The sequence below is a fragment of the Azospirillum brasilense genome (assembly GCF_007827815.1).
Lineage (GTDB): Bacteria > Pseudomonadota > Alphaproteobacteria > Azospirillales > Azospirillaceae > Azospirillum > Azospirillum brasilense_C.
Map to the genome: position 1 here is coordinate 93,765 of NZ_VITH01000007.1, position 17,082 is coordinate 110,846.

Sequence of the window (17,082 nt, forward strand, 5' to 3'; positions counted from 1 at the left end):
GCTTCCGGGCGGCCTTTTTCCTGACCAGGGAATCCAGGTGTCGAGCAAGGGAACTCCGGGTGTCCGTCCGCCAACGGATCGACCACCGGAGACCCCACCATGTATCCCGCCGATTTCCTCGCTTCGCCCGACCTCCTCGAACCGCTCCGTTTCCGGACGCGCGGCGGCGTGACCGTGACCCGGCGCGCCACGGCGCTCGACCCGCGGAACGCCCTGGATCCGGTGATCGATGCGCTGGACCGCCGCCGCGGCCTGCTGCTGTCCAGCGGGGTGGAGGCACCGGGCCGCTACCGGCGCCAAGCGCTGGGCTTCACCGACCCGCCGCTGGCCGTCACGGCGCGTGGGCGGACGCTGCGCCTCGACGCGCTGAACGCGCGGGGCCGGCTGCTGCTGCCGGCCATTGCCGAGGCTCTGCGTGGCCTGGAGGCGCTGGCCGGGTTGGAGGAGGCGCCGTCGCGGGTCACCGCCCTGGTGCGCAAGCCGCAGCACCCCTTCCCGGAGGAGGAGCGGAGCCGCCAGCCCTCCGTCTTCTCGGTCCTGCGCGCGGTGCTGGCGCTGTTTGCCGCCCCCGACGACCCGCTGCTCGGGCTCTACGGGGCCTTCGCCTACGATCTCGCCTTCCAGTTCGAGCCGATCCGCCTGCGGCTGGAGCGGCCCGACGACCAGCGCGATCTGGTGCTCTACCTGCCGGACCGGCTCGTCGCACTGGACCCCGGAACGGGCGTCGCGCGGCTCATCGAGTATGAGTTCATCACCGCGGCGGGAAGCAGCGAGGGGCTGGAGCGCGGCGGGCGCGACCACCCCTACCGCCCCGACACCAACGCCGAAGGCGGATGCGACCACGCCCCCGGCGAGTATCAAGGTGTCGTCGAGACCGCCAAAGCCGCTTTCCGCCGCGGCGACCTGTTCGAGGTGGTGCCTGGCCAGACCTTCGCCGACCCTTGCGCCGACGCGCCCTCGGTGGTGTTCCGACGGCTGCGCGCCGCCAACCCGGCGCCCTACGAGGCCTTCGTCAATCTCGGGCGGGGCGAGTTCCTGGTCGCCGCCAGCCCGGAAATGTATGTGCGGGTGGCCGGCGGGCGGGTCGAGACCTGTCCCATTTCCGGCACCGTGGCGCGCGGGGCCGACGCGCTGGGCGACGCCGCGCAGGTCCTTCGCCTGCTGACCTCGGCCAAGGACGCCGCGGAACTGACCATGTGCACCGACGTCGACCGCAACGACAAGGCGCGGGTGTGCGAGCCGGGGTCCGTCCGGGTGATCGGGCGGCGGATGATCGAGCTGTATTCCCGCCTGATCCACACGGTGGACCATGTGGAGGGGCGGTTGCGGCCCGGCCTCGACGCGCTGGACGCCTTTCTCACCCACACCTGGGCGGTGACGGTGACCGGGGCGCCCAAGCGCTGGGCCATGCAGTTCCTGGAGGACACGGAGCGGTCGCCGCGCCGCTGGTACGGCGGGGCCTTCGGTCGGCTGGGCTTCGACGGCGGAATGGACACCGGCCTGACCCTGCGCACCATCCGCATGGCCGAGGGCGTCGCCTACGTGCGGGCCGGGGCGACCCTGCTGTCCGACAGCGACCCGGACGCCGAGGACGCGGAGTGCCGCCTGAAGGCCGCCGCCTTCCGCGACGCCATCCGCGGGACCACCGCGAATTCGCTTCAGACAATTCCGGCGGCTCCCTGTGGCGGGCGTGGCAAGCGGGTGCTGCTGGTGGATCACGACGACAGCTTCGTCCACACGCTGGCCGACTATCTGCGCCAGACCGGCGCGTCGGTGACGACGCTGCGTCACAATCACGCACGGGCGGCGCTGGCGGAGCGGAGGCCGGATCTGGTCGTGCTGTCCCCCGGTCCGGGGCGCCCGGCGGATTTCGACGTGGCCGGCACCATTGACGCGGCGCTGGCGCTCGGCCTGCCGGTGTTCGGCGTCTGCCTGGGCTTGCAGGGGATGGTGGAGCGCTTCGGTGGCACGCTGGACGTGCTGCCGGAGCCGGTCCACGGCAAGGCGACGGAGGTCCGGGTGCTGGGCGGCGCGCTGTTCGCCGGCCTGCCGGAGCGGCTGACGGTCGGTCGCTACCACTCGCTGGTGGCGCGGCGCGACCGGCTGCCGGCGGACCTCATGGTGACGGTGGAAACCGCCGACGGTCTGGTGATGGCCGTGGAGCACCGGCGGCTTCCGCTCGCCGCCGTGCAGTTCCACCCCGAGTCGATCCTGTCGCTCGACGGTGGGGCCGGTCTCGCCCTGCTGGGCAACGTGATGGACCGGCTGGCCGCCGGCGCCCTCGCGGACGCTGCGGCTTGATCGGGGTGGCGTAACGGGGAAGGGGTGGGGTGGTTACTCCACCATCCCCAGCGCTTCCTTGTAGAGTTCCAGGATCGCTTCCTGCTCCTGGCGGTCGGCCTTGTCCATTTTGCGCAGCCGGATGATCTGGCGGATGATCTTGGTGTCGAAACCGGTGCCCTTGGCCTCGGAGTAGACCTCCTTGATGTCCTCCTGCAGGCCGCGCTTCTCTTCTTCCAGGCGCTCGATGCGCTCCACGAAGGATTTCAGGCGATCCGCCGCAATGCCGCCGACGTCGGACATGATAAGGGTAACCTCAAATTGGGTGCTTCCGGGGAATCCGGCGCGGACGATATCGGCGGGCGCCGTCGATGGCAAGCGACTCCCGGCGTCATCGGCGCGGATGCCACAGGCCGCGGCCGGGTGTGCCCGGATAGTGAGATACGCCTGCGGCGACAAGCGCCGCCCCGGACGGACGCCTGATGCGAAAGACCGATGGCGAGACCTTGCGAAAGCGGCGACCTTGCACTTTCCGTTGCACGCGGGCGTGCCAACCCTCTCCGGGCTGTTGCGCCGCACCCGTCACCGCTGGTAATACCATCGACGCTCAAGAGCTTCACAAAGTCACATAAATCCGGCATTGATGCCGACGGTCTAGGCTGATTGCACGCAAATCGGCCACTTGCGGCAGGGGAGATAAAGAACCATGAAAATCGCCATACCCAGGGAGCGGCGCGCGGGCGAGAATCGCGTCGCGGCTTCTCCGGAGACGGTCAAGAAACTCAAAGCCCTCAGCCTGGAAGTGGTCGTGGAGACCGGCGCCGGTCTGGGCTCGAACCTGCCGGACCGGGTGTATCAGGACGCCGGCGCGGAGATCGCGCCGGACGCCGCGTCGGCGCTGGCCGACGCCGACATCGTGCTGAAGGTGCAGCGCCCGCTGCTGGCCGGGGAGGGGGACCTCGACGAGCTGGCGCTGATCAAGCGCGGCGCGCTGCTGTTCGCCATCCTCAACCCCTACAACAGCCGTGACCATGTGGCGGCCTACGCCGCGGCCGGGGTGAACGCGTTTGCCATGGAGTTCATGCCGCGCATCACCCGCGCCCAGGTCATGGACGTGCTGTCCTCGCAGGCCAACCTCGCCGGCTACAAGGCGGTGGTCGACGCGGCCAGCGAGTATGGCCGGGCCTACCCGATGATGATGACCGCGGCGGGCACGGTGCCGCCGGCGCGTGCCTTCATCATGGGCGTCGGTGTGGCGGGCCTGCAGGCGATCGCCACGGCCAAGCGGCTGGGCGCCATCGTCTCGGCCACCGACGTGCGCCCGGCGGTCAAGGAGCAGGTGCAGTCGCTGGGCGGCAGCTTCGTCGCGGTGGAGAACGACGAGTTCAAGCAGGCCGAGACGGCGGGCGGCTACGCCAAGGAGATGTCCGACGACTACAAGCGCCAGCAGGCGGCGCTGGTGGCCGAGCACATCAAGAAGCAGGACATCGTCATCACCACGGCGCTGATCCCCGGGCGCAAGGCGCCGATCCTGGTGACGCGCGAGCATGTCGCTTCGATGAAGCCGGGCTCGGTGATCATCGATCTGGCGGTGGAGCAGGGCGGCAACGTCGAGGGCTCGGAGCTGGGCAAGGTGGTTGTCACCGACAACGGGGTGAAGATCGTCGGTCACGCCAACTACCCCAGCCGCATCGCCGAGAGCGCCTCGCTCTTGTACGCCAAGAACCTCCTCGCTCTGCTGCAGTCGCTGCACGACAAGGAGAAGGGCGTCACGCTCAACTGGGACGACGAGATCGTGAAGGCCATCGCGCTCACCCGCGATGGGCAGGTCGTCCATCCCGCCTTCGCCGGCCAGACGGTCTAAAGGCCGGACGGAATTAGGGAGAGACACATGGATCAGACTCAATTGTCCAACCGCGTCGCCGAGCTGAAGGCTCAGCTCGCCGCGGCCAGCCAGCAGATCGACGCGCTCGCCGCCCAGGCCGCCGCGCTCGGCCACGCCGCTCCCGTCGCGGACGCGGCGAGCCACGGCAACTTCTTCATCACCGGCCTGACGGTGTTCGTGCTGGCCTGCTTCGTGGGCTACTACGTGGTGTGGCGGGTGACGCCGGCGCTGCACTCGCCGCTGATGGCGGTGACCAACGCGGTGTCCTCGGTGATCATCGTCGGCGCCCTGATCGCCGCCGGCCCGGCCGGCTTCGGCTTCTCCAAGATCATGGGCTTCCTCGCCGTCATCCTGGCCAGCGTCAACATCTTCGGCGGCTTCCTGGTCACCCAGCGCATGCTGTCGATGTTCAAGAAGAAGGGCAAGTAACCATGGAAACCCTGTCCGCCCTTCTCTATCTGGTCGCCTCGGTCTGCTTCATCATGGCGCTGCGCGGCCTGTCCAGCCCGGAGACCTCCCGCCAGGGCAACTTCTTCGGCATGGCCGGCATGACCATCGCCGTGCTGACCACGCTGGCCCTGCCCATCGTCCAGTCCTACTGGATGATCGTGCTCGGCATCGCCATCGGCGGCGGCATCGGCTACGTCATCGCCAAGAAGATCGAGATGACCGCCCTGCCGCAGCTCGTCGCCGCCTTCCACTCGCTGGTCGGTCTGGCCGCGGTGTTCGTGGCGCTGTCGGCCTTCTACTCGCCCGAGGCCTACGGCATCGGCGTCCCCGGCGCCATCGCCAAGGGTTCGCTGGTCGAGATGGCGCTCGGCACCGCCATCGGCGCCATCACCTTCACCGGCTCGATCGTCGCCTTCGCCAAGCTGCAGGGCTTGGTCACCGGCAAGCCGCTGGTCTTCCCCTTCCAGCACCACCTCAACGCCGCCCTCGGCGTGCTGACCATCCTCCTCATCGTCTGGCTGGTGCAGAGCAACTCCGGCGTGGCGATGTGGATCATCGTTCTGGTCGCGCTGGCGCTTGGCTTCCTGCTGATCCTGCCGATCGGCGGCGCCGATATGCCGGTGGTGATCTCGATGCTGAACAGCTACTCGGGCTGGGCGGCGGCGGGCATCGGCTTCACGCTGCAGAACAACCTGCTGATCGTCACGGGCGCGCTGGTCGGCTCGTCGGGCGCCATCCTGTCCTACATCATGTGCAAGGGCATGAACCGCTCGATCTTCAACGTCATCCTGGGCGGCTTCGGCGGCGACAGTGGGGCGGCGTCGGCGGCGGCGGGCGGCGGTGAGCGCGGCACGGTCAAGGCCGGCTCGCCGGAGGACGCGGCCTACATCATGAAGAACGCCCAGTCGGTGATCATCGTCCCGGGCTACGGCATGGCGGTGGCCCAGGCCCAGCACGCGCTGCGCGAGATGGCCGACCTGCTGAAGAAGGAGGGCGTCGAGGTCAAGTACGCCATCCATCCGGTGGCGGGGCGCATGCCCGGGCACATGAACGTGCTGCTGGCCGAGGCCAACGTGCCCTACGACGAGGTGTTCGAGCTGGAGGACATCAACCGCGACTTCGGCACGGCGGACGTGGCCTTCGTGATCGGCGCCAACGACGTGACCAACCCGGCGGCCAAGACCGATCCGCAGTCGCCGATCTACGGCATGCCGATCCTCGACGTCGAGAAGGCCAAGACGGTGTTCTTCATCAAGCGCGGCATGGCCGCCGGCTACGCCGGTGTCGAGAACGAGCTGTTCTTCCGCCCCAACACCATGATGCTGTTCGGCGACGCCAAGAAGGTCACCGAAGAGGTCGTGAAGTCGATGGAGTAACCCGCACCCTTACCGGTGTGGCGTAAGATGAACCCCCGGGGCCGGCGCGCCCCGGGGGTTTCTTTTTGCCATCACAAGAAACGGAGAGAGGACGCCATGCCCGCCTACATCATCGCCGACGTGAACGTGACGAATCCCGCGGCCTATGAAAACTACAAGAAGCTGACCCCGAACGCGGTCGCCCAAAATGGCGGGCGCTTCATCGCCCGCGGCGGGCAGGCGGAGGCGCTGGAAGGCGGCTGGCAGCCCAACCGCGTGGTCATCCTGGAGTTCCCGGATTACGCCGCCGCCAAGGCCTTTTACGACAGCCCCGAATACCGTGAAGCGCGCGAGGCCCGGAAAGACGCCGCTGACTTCCGCATGATCGTGGTGGACGGCGCCTGACGCTCCCCGGAACAAGAAAAAGCCGTGCGAGGCCGCACGGCTTTTTCTTTGGGGCAGGGGAGGGTGCCCTATGCCTTCCTGATGCCGAAGCAATGCTCCGGACCGGGGAAGCTGCGGGCCTTCACCTCGGCGGCGTAGGTCGCGGCGGCCTCGCCGATGGCGGTGCCGAGCTGGGCGTAGCGCTTGACGAACTTGGGCTGGAACTCGCCGAACAGGCCGAACATGTCGTCCGACACCAGGACCTGCCCGTCGCAGGCGGGGGAGGCGCCGATGCCGATGGTCGGGATGGTCACATCCTCGGTGATCTGGCGGGCCAGCGACTCCATCGTGCCTTCGATGACCAGCGAGAAGGCGCCGGCCTCGGCGATGGCGCGGGCGTCGGCGCGGATGCGCTCCGCCGCTTCCGGATCGCGGCCCACCGCCTTGTAGCCGCCGAGCGCGTTGACCGACTGCGGCAGCAGCCCGACATGGCCCATCACCGGCACGCCGCGGGTGGTCAGGTAGGCCACCGTCTCGGCCATCTCCAGCCCGCCTTCCACCTTCACCGCCTGGGCACCGCTCTCCGCCATGACGCGGGCGGCGTTGCGGAAGGCCACCTGGGGGCTCTCCTGATAGCTGCCGAAGGGCAGGTCCACCACCACGCAGGCGTGGCGCGAGCCGCGTACCACGGCGGCGCCGTGGGCGATCATCATGTCGAGCGTGACGGGCAGCGTGCTGTCGAAGCCGTAAATCACCATGCCCAGCGAGTCGCCGACCAGCAGCAGGTCGACATGCGGGTCCAGCAGCCGGGCGACCGGGGTCGTGTAGGCGGTCAGGCAGACGATCGGCTCTCCGCCCTTGCGCGCGCGCAGCGCCGGCACGGAGACGCGCGGAGTGTCCTTGGATGCGCTCATTGGCGACCCTCCCCATTCTTTTCTTGGCAGGCTTTATTCGGTGCGGCGAAGCGGACCGCAGATGCACCAAAACCGCCCACGCGCAGACGCGGGGCGGCAGGTGCAAGACACAAGAGGGGCAAGCGCGCGAACGCGCATGGATGCCCGGCGCGCCGAAGCGCGCCTGTCAATCCGGCGCGAAACGCGCCTGAGGATTAATAGCCCTCGCGCTCCATACGCTTGCGGAGCAGCTTGCGGGTGCGACGCACCGCCTCAGCCTTCTCACGCGCGCGCTTCTCCGAGGGCTTCTCGTAGTTCCGGCGCAGCTTCATTTCCCGGAAAATGCCCTCGCGCTGCATCTTCTTCTTCAGCGCGCGGAGGGCCTGATCGACGTTGTTGTCTCGGACCAGAACTTGCACGTTAACCGTCACCTTTATCAAGTGAGCCGAGTTGCCATGAAGCAACAAACAGGCATGCGACAGGCATGCGCTTTCGGGCGCACCCCTTGTGTGGACCTTTATGTAGCACGGACGGGGCCGCCTGTGAAGCGGAGTCTTCCAACCCTGCGTGTTCCGCTGCGACAATGCGTGGGCAAAACGGTTGCCCGGCGGCCCGTGGCGCCCAGATAATAGGGCATGGCCCTGTTGAAGATCGCCCGCATGGGGCACCCGGTGCTGCGCAAGGTCGCGGACCCGGTGCCCGACCCGACGGCCCCGGAGATCCGGCGGCTGGCTTCCGACATGATCGACACCATGCTGGACGCGCCCGGAGTCGGGCTGGCGGCCCCGCAAGTGCACGAATCGCTGCGCATGATCGTGTTCCGCGTTCCCGCCATGCGTTCCGGCGGCGAGCCGGTGGAGCCGACCGTCCTCATCAACCCGGTGATCGAGCCGCTGGACGATGGGATGGAGCACGGGATGGAGGGCTGCCTGTCGATTCCCGAGCTGCGCGGCGTCGTTCCACGATTCGCGCGCATCCGCTACCGCGGCGTCGGGCTGGACGGCGAACCGATCGAGCGCGAAGCGGAGGGATTCCACGCCCGGGTCATCCAGCACGAGTGCGATCACCTGGACGGCGTGCTTTACATCGACCGGATGACCGATCTGCGCTATCTGGCCTTCACCGACGAGGCGCATCACGTGACCGAGGCGCTGGAACAGCAGGAGGGGAGAGACTGACATGGACGCTGCGCTGGATATGGACGCGGTGCGGGACGACATCCTGCTCTCCACCCTTCCCAACATCGTGTTCGACGGCTGGAGCCAGCAGGCGCTGCGCGACGGCGCGCAGATGGCCGGCTACGACACGGCGACCATGCACCGCGCCTTTCCCGGGGGCGTGCCGGAACTGGTCGAGCATTTCGGCGCCTGGACCGACCGCCGCATGCTGGCGGAGCTGGACAAGCATCCGCTCGATGAGATGAAGGTGCGCGAGAAGATCGCGCTCGCCATCCGCACGCATTTCGAGGTGCTTGAGCCGCACATGGAGGCCAAGCGCCGGCTGCTCGCCTACCTCGCCATGCCGCAGAACATCGCCATGGGGCTGAGCATGCTCTACCGCACGGTGGACGCCATGTGGTTCGCGGCGGGCGACACGGCCACCGATTTCAACCACTACACCAAGCGGGCGACGCTGGCCGCGGTGCTCAGCTCCGCCACCTTCTACTGGCTGGACGACCAGTCGGAGGGCCATGCCGAGACCTGGGCCTTCGTGGATCGCCGGCTCGGCGACGTGATGAGCATGGGCAAGGCGATGTCCGCCATGGGCCGCGCCGGGCGCCTGCTCAGCCATCTGCCGAGTCCGGCGCGCTTCGCCCGTCAGGTGCGCCAGCGCGCTGGCAACACGCCGGTGGACACCGCCTCCGCCCATATGGCGGAGAACATCTGACGCCTCAAACTTTCGCTTTCCTGCGGGACGGTTTCTTGACGGCGGCGGTGCGGATCGCCGCCGCCAAGGCCGGACGGGCCCAGAGCAGAAGCTCGTCCGGGTCATCCAGCGCCGAGTCGGGCGGGGGGAAGTAGGGCAGGACCGTCGGCTTGTCGTCGAAGGGCTTGAAGGGGCGCAGGCCCAGCGCCTCGTACTCTGCGCGGTTGCCGTCGTCGGTCTTGAAATACAGGACGTTGCGGGCGACCAGAGCGAAGACGACGCCGTCGCAATAGACCGCGTAACCGCCGAACATGCGGCGGGCGGTGATGGCTCCCAACGGTGTCAGCGACTCGCACAGGAAACGGACGAGTTCGCTGACCGTGGCCATGGTGGGGAGCCTGTTGGTAAAAGCCTATTTTTTGCGGAAGGCGTCGAGCGCCACGACCTCACCGCGCTTCGGCTCCTCGCCGGAACGGTCGGAGTCGGGCTTGCCGGATTCGGCCTTGCCGATATCCGACTTGGCGAGCTTCGCGATGGACGGCTTCGCCCCATCCTTGCCGTCCGCAGCCTTCTTCTCCGACGCCTCACGCGCGGGAATGGTGGCGATCTCCGCCGATTCGGCGGGCTCCACCGGCTGGAACTGGAGGGCGAAATTCTCCGACGGGTCGGCGAAGGTGGTGATGGCAGCGTAGGGAATCACCAGCCGCTCATGCACGTTGTTGAAGCTCAGCGTCACCTCGAAATGATCGTCCAGCGCCTCCAGCCCGTAGAACTGGTACTGGATGACGATGGTCATCTCGTTGGGATACTGGGACGACAGATATTCGGGGATGTCGACGCCCGGGTAACCCGTCCGGAAGGTCAGGTAGAAGTGATGATCGCCGGGGAGCCCGCGGTCCGTCACCTGGCGGAGCGCGTCACGGACGACACCGCGCAGGGCGGCCTCGACCATGCGGTCATAACGCAACTGCTCTCTCGGCATTCTTGGGCGGGTCCTTAACGCCAGACGGGTAAGTGTGGGCCTTCTGTTGCTAGGCGGCCCACGGCCCCACCCTCAGGTGCTACCCATCGGGGATTGATTTCGGTCAGTTACCGCTGTTAGGCGGCAACGGCGACCGGAGCAACGTTGTCGTTGGCAACTATTGCAATGGCCCGATAACGGCGGAACCATGCCGGGCGAAGACCATGCCTTTACCACGCGTGTCGATCCTATTTCGCCCCCAACGAACCCGCTCCCTACGGCAACGCCCGAGAGACCGGTGGTTTGTTTGGTGGAGGCGCCGGGTACCGCCCCCGGGTCCACAACGCTTATTCCGCAAGGCGTTTATCGCCATAGTCGGCTGCTGCCGACGGACCCAATATAGGCCCTTCGTCCGGATATGGAAAGGGGGTGCGGCGGATTCTGACCAGAGGCCGCCGCGAAGGGGGTGACTGGCCGGGTCCGGGGACGTAGAGTGCCGCCCGAATTTCAGTCCCCGGAGTACCCATGCCGATCACGCCCGAGCAGCGCGCCGAGATCGACCGCCTGCGCGCCGTCACCGCCACCACCCGCCGCGCCACCGTTCCGGCCCTGGAGGAGATCCTCTACGAGCCGCTGGAGGTCCTGGACCACGGCTTCGTGCGCGTCGTCGACTACATGGGCGACGATTCGGCCGTCGTCCAGGCGGCGCGCGTGTCCTACGGCAAGGGCACCAAGAAGGTCACCGAGGACGCCGGTCTCATCAAGTATCTGATGCGCCACCGCCACTCGACCCCGTTCGAGATGTGCGAAATCAAGTTCCACGTCAAGCTGCCGATCTTCGTCGCCCGCCAGTGGATTCGCCACCGCACGGCGAACGTCAACGAATACTCCGCGCGCTACTCCATCCTCGATCGCGAGTTCTACATCCCGACGCCCGAGAACCTGGGCGCCCAGGCCGTCGTCAACCGGCAGGGCCGCGGCGACGTCCTCCAGGGCGACGAGGCGGCGTCGGTGATGAAGCTGCTGCGCGACGATTCGGAGGCGGTCTACGCCCACTACGAGGAGATGCTGAACCAGCGCGAGGACGGCACCACCATCGCGGAGGGCCGCCAGGGTCTGGCGCGCGAACTGGCGCGCATGAACCTGACGCTGAACTACTACACCCAGTGGTATTGGAAGGTTGATCTCCACAACCTCCTGCATTTCCTCAGCCTGCGCGCCGACCCGCACGCCCAGTACGAGATCCGCGTCTACGCGGAGGCCATGCTGGACGTGGTCAAGCGCTGGGTCCCCGCCGTGTTCGACGCCTTCAGCGAGTACCGGCTGGGCGGCACCCACATGTCGAAGACCGGGCTGGAGGTCGTGAAGCGCCTGCTCTCCGGCGAGGCCGTGACCCAGGAGGCCAGCGGCCTGTCCAAGCGCGAGTGGCGGGAGCTGATGGACCAGCTCGGCCGCGCCGAGTAACGCCCGCTCCAACCCTGCAAGGACCAACCGTCATGACGCCGCCCAAGATGACGCCGCACGAGGCCGATGGACTTCACCGCCAGGGCCTCGTCGCGGCGCAGGCCGGGCGGTTCGACGAGGCCTTGGAGCTGATCGGGCGGGCCATCGCGGCCTATCCCTCGGTCCCCGTCTGGTGGGCCAATTACGGGCTGGTGATGGAAAGCCTGGGCGACGTCGCCGGGGCGGCCAACGCCTACGCCGGGGCGTTGAACCTCGATCCGTCGCTGGAGATGGCGATGGACGGGCTGCTCACCATGGCGGAGGCAGTGCGCCAGGCCAGCGATTCGGCGCGCGCGGAGGCCTTCTTCCGCCGCGCCATCGCGCTGAACCCGAAAACGCTGGCGGCCGTCGCCAATCTGGGCGTGCTGCTGCGCGCCCAGGCGCGGCGGGCGGAGGCGGTGACACTCTATGAGAGGGCCGGGCGGCTCGACCCGGCCAACTGGGCGCACCCCTACAACCTCGGCAACGCGCTGGCCGAGATGAACCGGCTGGGCGAGGCCGACGACGCTTATGGGGCGGCGCTCGCCCTGGCGCCGGGCCGGGCGGAGGTGCGGGCGAACCGCGCCACCCGTGTGCTCGCCATGCAGGGGCGGACGGACGAGGCCCTGGCGGAGATCGAGGCCGTGGTGGCACAGCATGGCACCGTCGATTCGCTGCACGCCTCGCGCCTCTATCTGATGCAGTTCGTGCCGGGGCTGACCATGCCGGCCATTGCCCAGGCCCACGCGGACTGGGGCGCCCGCTACCCCGACCGCCCGGCGCCCGCCGTGGCCGCTCCGGCGCCGAGGATGCGCATCGGCTATGTTTCGCCGGACTTCCGCGCGCATCCCGTGGGATTCTTCCTGGAGCCGGTGCTGGCGAACCACGACCGCTCGGCCTTCGAGGTCGTGTGCTACGCCAACACCGCCAACCCGGACTGGAAGACGGAGCGGCTGATGGCCCAGGCCGACCACTGGGTCTGGACCACCGGCCTGGACGACGCGGCCCTGGCCCAGCGCATCCAGGCGGACGGCATCCACATCCTGGTCGATCTGGCGGGCCACACCTTCGGCAACCGCCTGCCGGTCTTCGCGCGGCGCGCGGCGCCGGTGCAGGCGACCTGGGCGGGCTATGTCGGCACCACCGGCCTGCCGGCCATGGACTATCTGATTTCCGATTCGCGGCAGAGCCCGCCGGGATCGGACGGCTGGTGCATCGAGGGCGTCGTGCGCATGCCCGACGCCTACGTGCCCTGGGCGCCGCCCGAGGACGCGCCGGCCGTGGCTCCGCTGCCGCTGGCGGCGCGCGGTCACGTCACCTTTGGGTCCTTCAACGCGCTGCCCAAGCTGAACGCCGAGGTCGCGGCGCTGTGGGCGCGCGTGCTGGGCGCCGTCCCCGGTTCCCGCCTGCTACTGCGCACGCCGGGGCTGGACGACGCCGGCACCGCGGCCCGCACGCTGGCCCTGTTCGAACGGGCCGGGCTGAACCCGGCGCGGGTCGATCTGCGGGGTGGGGCGCCGCATCGGGAGTTCCTGGCCGGTTACGGCGAGGTCGATGTGGCGCTCGACCCCTTCCCCTATTCCGGCGGTCTGACGACCCTGGAGGCGCTGTGGATGGGCGTGCCGGTGGTGACGCTGGGCGGCGACCGCTTCTGCGCCCGCCATTCGGTGACGCACCTCGCCTCGGCGGGGTTGTCCGATCTGGTGGCCGACGGGCCGGACGGCTACGTCACCAAGGCGGCGGCGCTGGTGGCCGACCCAGCGGGGCTGACGGCCCTGCGCGGCGGGCTGCGGGACCGGCTGGCGGCGTCCCCGGCGCTGAACGGCGTGCGCTTCACCCGCGCGCTGGAAGCCGCCTACGGCGTGATGTGGCAGCGCTTCCAGGGCGGACAGGGGCGGGCGAGCTTCGCCCTCAGTTTCGACTGAGCCAGCTTCGATTAAAGGAGATCAGGCGCGCTCCGACCCCGGCGCGCCGGTGCTCCACAGCAGCCCCAGCACCACGCCCTTGCAGCGCGGCAGCAGCAGGCCGGTCAGCAGCAGGGTCAGCAACGGCCAGATGGTGAGATGCACCCAGGTCGCCGGCTCGTAGCGCTGCTCGACCGAGAGGACCGCCGGGATGATGATGTGGCCGACGATCAGGATGGTCATCCAGGGCGGGGCGTCGTCGGCGCGCAGATGGCCGAACGCCTCGCCGCAATGGGCGCAGTGGTCCACCGGCTTCAGGTAGTTCCGCAGCAGGCGCCCGCGTCCGCAGGCCGGGCATTGCCCCATCAGCCCGCGCAGCGCCGCCGTCGTCTTCGACCGCGCACCGTCCTGAGTGCCGTCTTCCACCGTCCTGTCTTCCGCCGTCATGACCGTACCCCTGCGATCCGCTCCCCGAAGGGCCACATATGGGGAGGGAGCGACCGATCGTCACGCCGTTCCGTCACCCGCACCTCGGGGTTGCGCCGCGCGCAGGGCCTCCACGCGGCGGGCGATGTTCTCCAGCCGCATCTGAAGTTCATGGGCGCACAGCGCGTGCGCGGCGGCGCAGGCCTCCGCCTCGATGTCGGCGATGGCGTCTTCGAGGGCTCGGAGTCGGGCGTGGAGTCGGGCGTCGTGCGGGTCGTCGCTCATCGGATTCCTGTTCGGGCAGTTGACGGACCGGCCCCTGGGCGTCTACGGGATGCACAAACCCTCCCCGGGAGCCTGGAGCCATGACGATCACCCGCCTGTTTCTCGCCGCCGCCACGGCGGCTGTCGCGCTGACCAGCGCCGCCGCCTTCGCCCAGACCAAGACCGTCGCGATCACCGCCATCGTCGAGCATCCGGCGCTGGACGCCACGCGCGACGGCGTGATCGAGGCGCTGAAGGCCGCGGGCTACACGCCGGGTGGCTCTCTGAAGGTCGAGTATCAGAGCGCCCAGGGCAACCCCGCAACCGCCGCGCAGATCGCGCGCCAGTTCGCCGGCGCCCGTCCGGACGTCATCGTGCCGATCTCCACCCCCTCCGCCCAGGCCGTCGTCGCCTCGACCCGCGACATCCCGGTGGTCTTCACCGCGGTGACCGACCCGGTCGGCGCGCAGCTCGTCCGCAGCCTGGACAAGCCGGGCGCCAACGTCACCGGCGTGTCGGACATGGCCCCGGTGGCCGAGCATGTCGCGCTGATCCGCGAGATCGTGCCGTCGGTCAAGCGTCTGGGCGTTCTCTACAACGCGGGCGAGCCGAACTCCGTCTCGCTGGTCAAGGCGCTGAAGGACGAGGCGCAGAAGGCCGGGCTGACGGTGGTCGAGGCGACCGCCACCAAGTCCGCCGACGCCCAGCCCGCCGCCCGCAGCCTCGTCGGCAAGGCCGACGCGATCTACGTGCCGCTGGACAACACGGTCGTCTCGGCTCTGGAGAGCGTCGTCGCGGTGGGCCAGCAGGCCAAGCTGCCGGTCTTCTCCGCCGACACCGACAGCGTGGCGCGCGGCACGGTGGCCTCCATCGGCTTCGACTACCGGCAGGTCGGCCGCCAGACCGGCGAGGCCGTGGTCCGCATCCTCAAGGGCGAGAAGCCGGGCGACGTCCCGGTGACCTTCGCCAAGGGCACCGACCTGTTCGTGAATCCGAAATCCGCGGCGGCGATGGGCGTGACCATCCCCGAGGCGGTGACCCGGCGCGCGACCAAGGTGGTCGGGCAGTAAGTTTAAGCAGTAAGTTTAATCGGTAAGGACCAAGTTCCGCTGGCTCTGCCCCGTCCCTAGCCCTCCCCCGCCTTCGGCGAGGGAGGGGACTGATTCTCCCTTTCTCGCGTGAGCGGGGGAGGGTCGGGGAGGGGGCGAACCGGCGAAGCCGGATACACACATGAGTGAAATCGCCTTCTTCGGGGCCGTCGAGATCGGGCTGGTGTACGCGCTGGTCGCCCTCGGCGTGTACCTGTCCTTCCGGGTGCTCGATTTTCCGGACCTGACGGTGGACGGCAGCTTCCCGCTGGGGGCGGCGGTCTGCGCCACGCTGCTGGTCGCCGGGGTCAACCCGTGGGCCGCCAGCCTCGTCGCGGCGCTGGCCGGGTCGATGGCCGGGCTGGTCACGGCGACGCTGAACGTCCGCTTCAAGATCCTGCACCTGCTGGCCAGCATCCTGACCATGATCGCGTTGTTCTCGGTGAACCTGCGCGTGATGGGCCGCCCGAACGTGGCGCTGCTGATGCAAGACACGGTGCTGACGCCCTTCTACGGGCTGGGGCTGCCCGACCATGTGGTGCGGCCGCTCGTCGTCCTGGTCGTCGTCGTCGTGATCGTCCTGCTGCTGGCCCGCTTCCTGAACAGCGAGTTCGGCCTCGCCATGCGGGCGACCGGCGTCAACGCCCGGATGGCCCGCGCCCAGGGGGTTCAGACGGACTTCCACATCTACGCCGGCATGGCCCTGTCGAACGGTCTGTGCGCCCTGGCTGGCGCGCTGTTCGCCCAGACCAACGGCTTCGCCGACGTGACCACCGGCATCGGCACCATCGTGGTCGGTCTGGCCGCGGTGATCGTCGGCGAGACGGTGCTGCCGGCCCGCGCGATGCTGTGGGCGCTGGTCGGCTGCGTCGTCGGCTCCATCCTCTACCGTCTGGCGGTCCAGCTGGCCCTGTCGGCGGACGCCATCGGGCTCCAGGCCTCCGACCTCAACCTCGTCACCGCCGTCCTGGTCGCGGTGGCGCTGATCCTGCCGCGGATGCGGCTGAAAGCCGCGTCGAAGAAGAGGGAGGCCGTCCGATGATCACGGTCAACGGCATCCACGTCGCCTTCGGGCGCGGCACTCCGCTGGAGAAGCACGCCCTGCGCGGCGTCGACCTGACGATTCCGGAAGGGCAGTTCGTCACCGTGATCGGCTCCAACGGCGCCGGCAAATCCACCTTCCTGGGCGCGCTGGCCGGCGACGTGATCGCCGAGGAGGGCCGCATCGCCATCGACGGGGTGGACGTCACCCGCTGGGCGACGCCGAAGCGCGCCTCGCTGGTCGCCCGCGTCTTCCAGGACCCGATGGTCGGAAGCTGCACCGCGCTGACCATCGAGGAGAACATGGCGCTGGCCGCCGCCCGCGGACGGCGCCGCGGCCTGGGCTCCGCCCTGCGCGGCGACCGCCGCCGGCATTTCCGCGAGCGCATCGCGGAGCTGGGGCTGGGGCTGGAGAACCGGCTGCACGACCGCATGGGCCTGCTGTCGGGCGGGCAGCGGCAGGCGGTCAGCCTGCTGATGGCGACGCTCGCCGGGTCGAAGATCCTGCTGCTCGACGAGCACACGGCGGCGCTCGACCCCGGAACGGCGGAGTTCGTGCTCGGCCTGACCCGCCGCATCGTCGAGGAAAACCGGCTGACCACGCTGATGGTCACCCATTCCATGCGGCAGGCGCTGGACTATGGCGACCGCACGGTGATGCTGCACGAGGGACGGATCGTGCTCGACGTGTCGGGGGAGCAGCGCGCCGGGCTGGACGTGCCGCATCTGCTGGCGCTGTTCGCCAAGCAGCGCGGCGGCGAGGACATCACCGACGACAGCCTGCTGATCGGGTAAGCTTGCGA

The 17,082-nt window shown here is 69.0% G+C and carries 19 protein-coding genes and 1 other RNA gene; 12 read left to right on the forward strand and 8 right to left on the reverse strand.

All coding sequences use genetic code 11. The annotated features are described in order from the left end of the window. Positions 1-99: 99 nt before the first annotated feature. Positions 100-2,301 carry an anthranilate synthase gene (locus FBZ83_RS15565; RefSeq protein WP_145684497.1) on the forward strand — a complete coding sequence of 734 codons (2,202 nt, stop codon included), beginning with the start codon at positions 100-102 and terminating at the stop codon, positions 2,299-2,301. Between the two features lie 33 nt (positions 2,302-2,334). Here the strand turns inward: FBZ83_RS15565 and FBZ83_RS15570 are convergent, their stop codons facing one another. Further along, positions 2,335-2,583: a DUF2312 domain-containing protein gene (locus tag FBZ83_RS15570; protein WP_014239966.1), complete on the reverse strand. Its 249-nt coding sequence runs from the start codon at positions 2,581-2,583 to the stop codon at positions 2,335-2,337. A 403-nt stretch (positions 2,584-2,986) separates the two neighbouring features. Between FBZ83_RS15570 and FBZ83_RS15575 the strand changes: the two genes are divergently transcribed. The 4 genes from FBZ83_RS15575 to FBZ83_RS15590 all read left to right on the forward strand — a co-directional run bounded on the left by FBZ83_RS15575 (position 2,987) and on the right by FBZ83_RS15590 (position 6,375). Then, positions 2,987-4,144 carry a Re/Si-specific NAD(P)(+) transhydrogenase subunit alpha gene (locus FBZ83_RS15575; protein WP_145684499.1) on the forward strand — a complete coding sequence of 386 codons (1,158 nt, stop codon included), beginning with the start codon at positions 2,987-2,989 and terminating at the stop codon, positions 4,142-4,144. 27 nt (positions 4,145-4,171) lie between these two features. Next, positions 4,172-4,594: an NAD(P) transhydrogenase subunit alpha gene (locus tag FBZ83_RS15580; RefSeq protein WP_014239968.1), complete on the forward strand. Its 423-nt coding sequence runs from the start codon at positions 4,172-4,174 to the stop codon at positions 4,592-4,594. 2 nt (positions 4,595-4,596) lie between these two features. After that, complete coding sequence (locus FBZ83_RS15585; protein ID WP_014239969.1) at positions 4,597-5,991, forward strand: NAD(P)(+) transhydrogenase (Re/Si-specific) subunit beta; 1,395 nt, start codon at positions 4,597-4,599, stop codon at positions 5,989-5,991. A 96-nt stretch (positions 5,992-6,087) separates the two neighbouring features. Continuing rightward, positions 6,088-6,375 carry a DUF1330 domain-containing protein gene (locus FBZ83_RS15590; protein WP_145684501.1) on the forward strand — a complete coding sequence of 96 codons (288 nt, stop codon included), beginning with the start codon at positions 6,088-6,090 and terminating at the stop codon, positions 6,373-6,375. A gap of 68 nt (positions 6,376-6,443) precedes the next feature. On the opposite strand, the gene panB is transcribed toward FBZ83_RS15590, so the two are convergent. Both panB and rpsU read right to left on the reverse strand, forming a co-directional pair. Then, positions 6,444-7,268 carry a 3-methyl-2-oxobutanoate hydroxymethyltransferase gene (panB, locus tag FBZ83_RS15595; protein ID WP_137140269.1) on the reverse strand — a complete coding sequence of 275 codons (825 nt, stop codon included), beginning with the start codon at positions 7,266-7,268 and terminating at the stop codon, positions 6,444-6,446. A 194-nt stretch (positions 7,269-7,462) separates the two neighbouring features. Further along, complete coding sequence (rpsU, locus tag FBZ83_RS15600) at positions 7,463-7,666, reverse strand: 30S ribosomal protein S21 (protein WP_012974546.1); 204 nt, start codon at positions 7,664-7,666, stop codon at positions 7,463-7,465. A 216-nt stretch (positions 7,667-7,882) separates the two neighbouring features. Between rpsU and def the strand changes: the two genes are divergently transcribed. Together def and FBZ83_RS15610 are read left to right on the forward strand one after the other, a co-directional pair. Continuing rightward, positions 7,883-8,425 (forward strand): peptide deformylase, encoded by a 543-nt coding sequence (gene def, locus FBZ83_RS15605; protein ID WP_145684503.1) that lies wholly within the window; start codon positions 7,883-7,885, stop codon positions 8,423-8,425. Position 8,426: 1 nt separating this feature from the next. After that, a complete protein-coding gene (locus FBZ83_RS15610) occupies positions 8,427-9,134 on the forward strand; it encodes a COQ9 family protein (protein WP_145684506.1) in 708 nt (235 codons plus the stop codon). Between the two features lie 4 nt (positions 9,135-9,138). Here the strand turns inward: FBZ83_RS15610 and FBZ83_RS15615 are convergent, their stop codons facing one another. The 3 genes from FBZ83_RS15615 to ssrA all read right to left on the reverse strand — a co-directional run bounded on the left by FBZ83_RS15615 (position 9,139) and on the right by ssrA (position 10,503). After that, positions 9,139-9,501, reverse strand: coding sequence for a TfoX/Sxy family protein (locus FBZ83_RS15615; protein ID WP_145684508.1), 363 nt, complete (start codon positions 9,499-9,501; stop codon positions 9,139-9,141). 24 nt (positions 9,502-9,525) lie between these two features. Beyond that, positions 9,526-10,095 carry an SspB family protein gene (locus FBZ83_RS15620; protein ID WP_041810983.1) on the reverse strand — a complete coding sequence of 190 codons (570 nt, stop codon included), beginning with the start codon at positions 10,093-10,095 and terminating at the stop codon, positions 9,526-9,528. A 31-nt stretch (positions 10,096-10,126) separates the two neighbouring features. After that, positions 10,127-10,503: a transfer-messenger RNA gene (gene ssrA / locus FBZ83_RS15625) on the reverse strand. Between the two features lie 96 nt (positions 10,504-10,599). Between ssrA and thyX the strand changes: the two genes are divergently transcribed. Together thyX and FBZ83_RS15635 are read left to right on the forward strand one after the other, a co-directional pair. Next, positions 10,600-11,538, forward strand: a complete 939-nt coding sequence (thyX, locus tag FBZ83_RS15630) for an FAD-dependent thymidylate synthase (RefSeq protein ID WP_145684510.1) — start codon at positions 10,600-10,602, stop codon at positions 11,536-11,538. A gap of 32 nt (positions 11,539-11,570) precedes the next feature. Continuing rightward, positions 11,571-13,481 carry a tetratricopeptide repeat protein gene (locus tag FBZ83_RS15635; RefSeq protein ID WP_145684512.1) on the forward strand — a complete coding sequence of 637 codons (1,911 nt, stop codon included), beginning with the start codon at positions 11,571-11,573 and terminating at the stop codon, positions 13,479-13,481. Between the two features lie 21 nt (positions 13,482-13,502). On the opposite strand, the gene FBZ83_RS15640 is transcribed toward FBZ83_RS15635, so the two are convergent. Continuing rightward, positions 13,503-13,907: a DUF983 domain-containing protein gene (locus tag FBZ83_RS15640; protein WP_014239979.1), complete on the reverse strand. Its 405-nt coding sequence runs from the start codon at positions 13,905-13,907 to the stop codon at positions 13,503-13,505. A gap of 60 nt (positions 13,908-13,967) precedes the next feature. Beyond that, positions 13,968-14,171 carry a hypothetical protein gene (locus FBZ83_RS15645; protein WP_145684514.1) on the reverse strand — a complete coding sequence of 68 codons (204 nt, stop codon included), beginning with the start codon at positions 14,169-14,171 and terminating at the stop codon, positions 13,968-13,970. 80 nt (positions 14,172-14,251) lie between these two features. Between FBZ83_RS15645 and FBZ83_RS15650 the strand changes: the two genes are divergently transcribed. The 3 genes from FBZ83_RS15650 to FBZ83_RS15660 all read left to right on the forward strand — a co-directional run bounded on the left by FBZ83_RS15650 (position 14,252) and on the right by FBZ83_RS15660 (position 17,074). Next, positions 14,252-15,220, forward strand: a complete 969-nt coding sequence (locus FBZ83_RS15650) for an ABC transporter substrate-binding protein (RefSeq protein WP_145684516.1) — start codon at positions 14,252-14,254, stop codon at positions 15,218-15,220. A gap of 160 nt (positions 15,221-15,380) precedes the next feature. Further along, entirely contained in the window at positions 15,381-16,280 is a 900-nt protein-coding gene (locus FBZ83_RS15655; protein ID WP_145684518.1) for an ABC transporter permease, read from the forward strand. After that, the gene (locus FBZ83_RS15660) at positions 16,277-17,074 is read left to right on the forward strand and encodes an ABC transporter ATP-binding protein (protein ID WP_145684521.1); all 798 of its coding nucleotides are present in this window, start codon (positions 16,277-16,279) and stop codon (positions 17,072-17,074) included. The genes FBZ83_RS15655 and FBZ83_RS15660 overlap by 4 nt, the downstream gene beginning before the upstream one ends. Positions 17,075-17,082 lie beyond the last annotated feature (8 nt).

What these genes read in the sequence shown, in the direction of transcription:
- FBZ83_RS15565 (WP_145684497.1), top strand. Translation starts at nt 100, where the DNA reads ATGTATCCCGCCGATTTCCTCGCTTCGCCCGACCTCCTCGAACCGCTC.
- FBZ83_RS15570 (WP_014239966.1), bottom strand. Translation starts at nt 2,583, where the DNA reads ATGTCCGACGTCGGCGGCATTGCGGCGGATCGCCTGAAATCCTTCGTG.
- FBZ83_RS15575 (WP_145684499.1), top strand. Translation starts at nt 2,987, where the DNA reads ATGAAAATCGCCATACCCAGGGAGCGGCGCGCGGGCGAGAATCGCGTC.
- FBZ83_RS15580 (WP_014239968.1), top strand. Translation starts at nt 4,172, where the DNA reads ATGGATCAGACTCAATTGTCCAACCGCGTCGCCGAGCTGAAGGCTCAG.
- FBZ83_RS15585 (WP_014239969.1), top strand. Translation starts at nt 4,597, where the DNA reads ATGGAAACCCTGTCCGCCCTTCTCTATCTGGTCGCCTCGGTCTGCTTC.
- FBZ83_RS15590 (WP_145684501.1), top strand. Translation starts at nt 6,088, where the DNA reads ATGCCCGCCTACATCATCGCCGACGTGAACGTGACGAATCCCGCGGCC.
- panB (WP_137140269.1), bottom strand. Translation starts at nt 7,268, where the DNA reads ATGAGCGCATCCAAGGACACTCCGCGCGTCTCCGTGCCGGCGCTGCGC.
- def (WP_145684503.1), top strand. Translation starts at nt 7,883, where the DNA reads ATGGCCCTGTTGAAGATCGCCCGCATGGGGCACCCGGTGCTGCGCAAG.
- FBZ83_RS15610 (WP_145684506.1), top strand. Translation starts at nt 8,427, where the DNA reads ATGGACGCTGCGCTGGATATGGACGCGGTGCGGGACGACATCCTGCTC.
- FBZ83_RS15615 (WP_145684508.1), bottom strand. Translation starts at nt 9,501, where the DNA reads ATGGCCACGGTCAGCGAACTCGTCCGTTTCCTGTGCGAGTCGCTGACA.
- FBZ83_RS15620 (WP_041810983.1), bottom strand. Translation starts at nt 10,095, where the DNA reads ATGCCGAGAGAGCAGTTGCGTTATGACCGCATGGTCGAGGCCGCCCTG.
- thyX (WP_145684510.1), top strand. Translation starts at nt 10,600, where the DNA reads ATGCCGATCACGCCCGAGCAGCGCGCCGAGATCGACCGCCTGCGCGCC.
- FBZ83_RS15635 (WP_145684512.1), top strand. Translation starts at nt 11,571, where the DNA reads ATGACGCCGCCCAAGATGACGCCGCACGAGGCCGATGGACTTCACCGC.
- FBZ83_RS15640 (WP_014239979.1), bottom strand. Translation starts at nt 13,907, where the DNA reads ATGACGGCGGAAGACAGGACGGTGGAAGACGGCACTCAGGACGGTGCG.
- FBZ83_RS15645 (WP_145684514.1), bottom strand. Translation starts at nt 14,171, where the DNA reads ATGAGCGACGACCCGCACGACGCCCGACTCCACGCCCGACTCCGAGCC.
- FBZ83_RS15650 (WP_145684516.1), top strand. Translation starts at nt 14,252, where the DNA reads ATGACGATCACCCGCCTGTTTCTCGCCGCCGCCACGGCGGCTGTCGCG.
- FBZ83_RS15655 (WP_145684518.1), top strand. Translation starts at nt 15,381, where the DNA reads ATGAGTGAAATCGCCTTCTTCGGGGCCGTCGAGATCGGGCTGGTGTAC.
- FBZ83_RS15660 (WP_145684521.1), top strand. Translation starts at nt 16,277, where the DNA reads ATGATCACGGTCAACGGCATCCACGTCGCCTTCGGGCGCGGCACTCCG.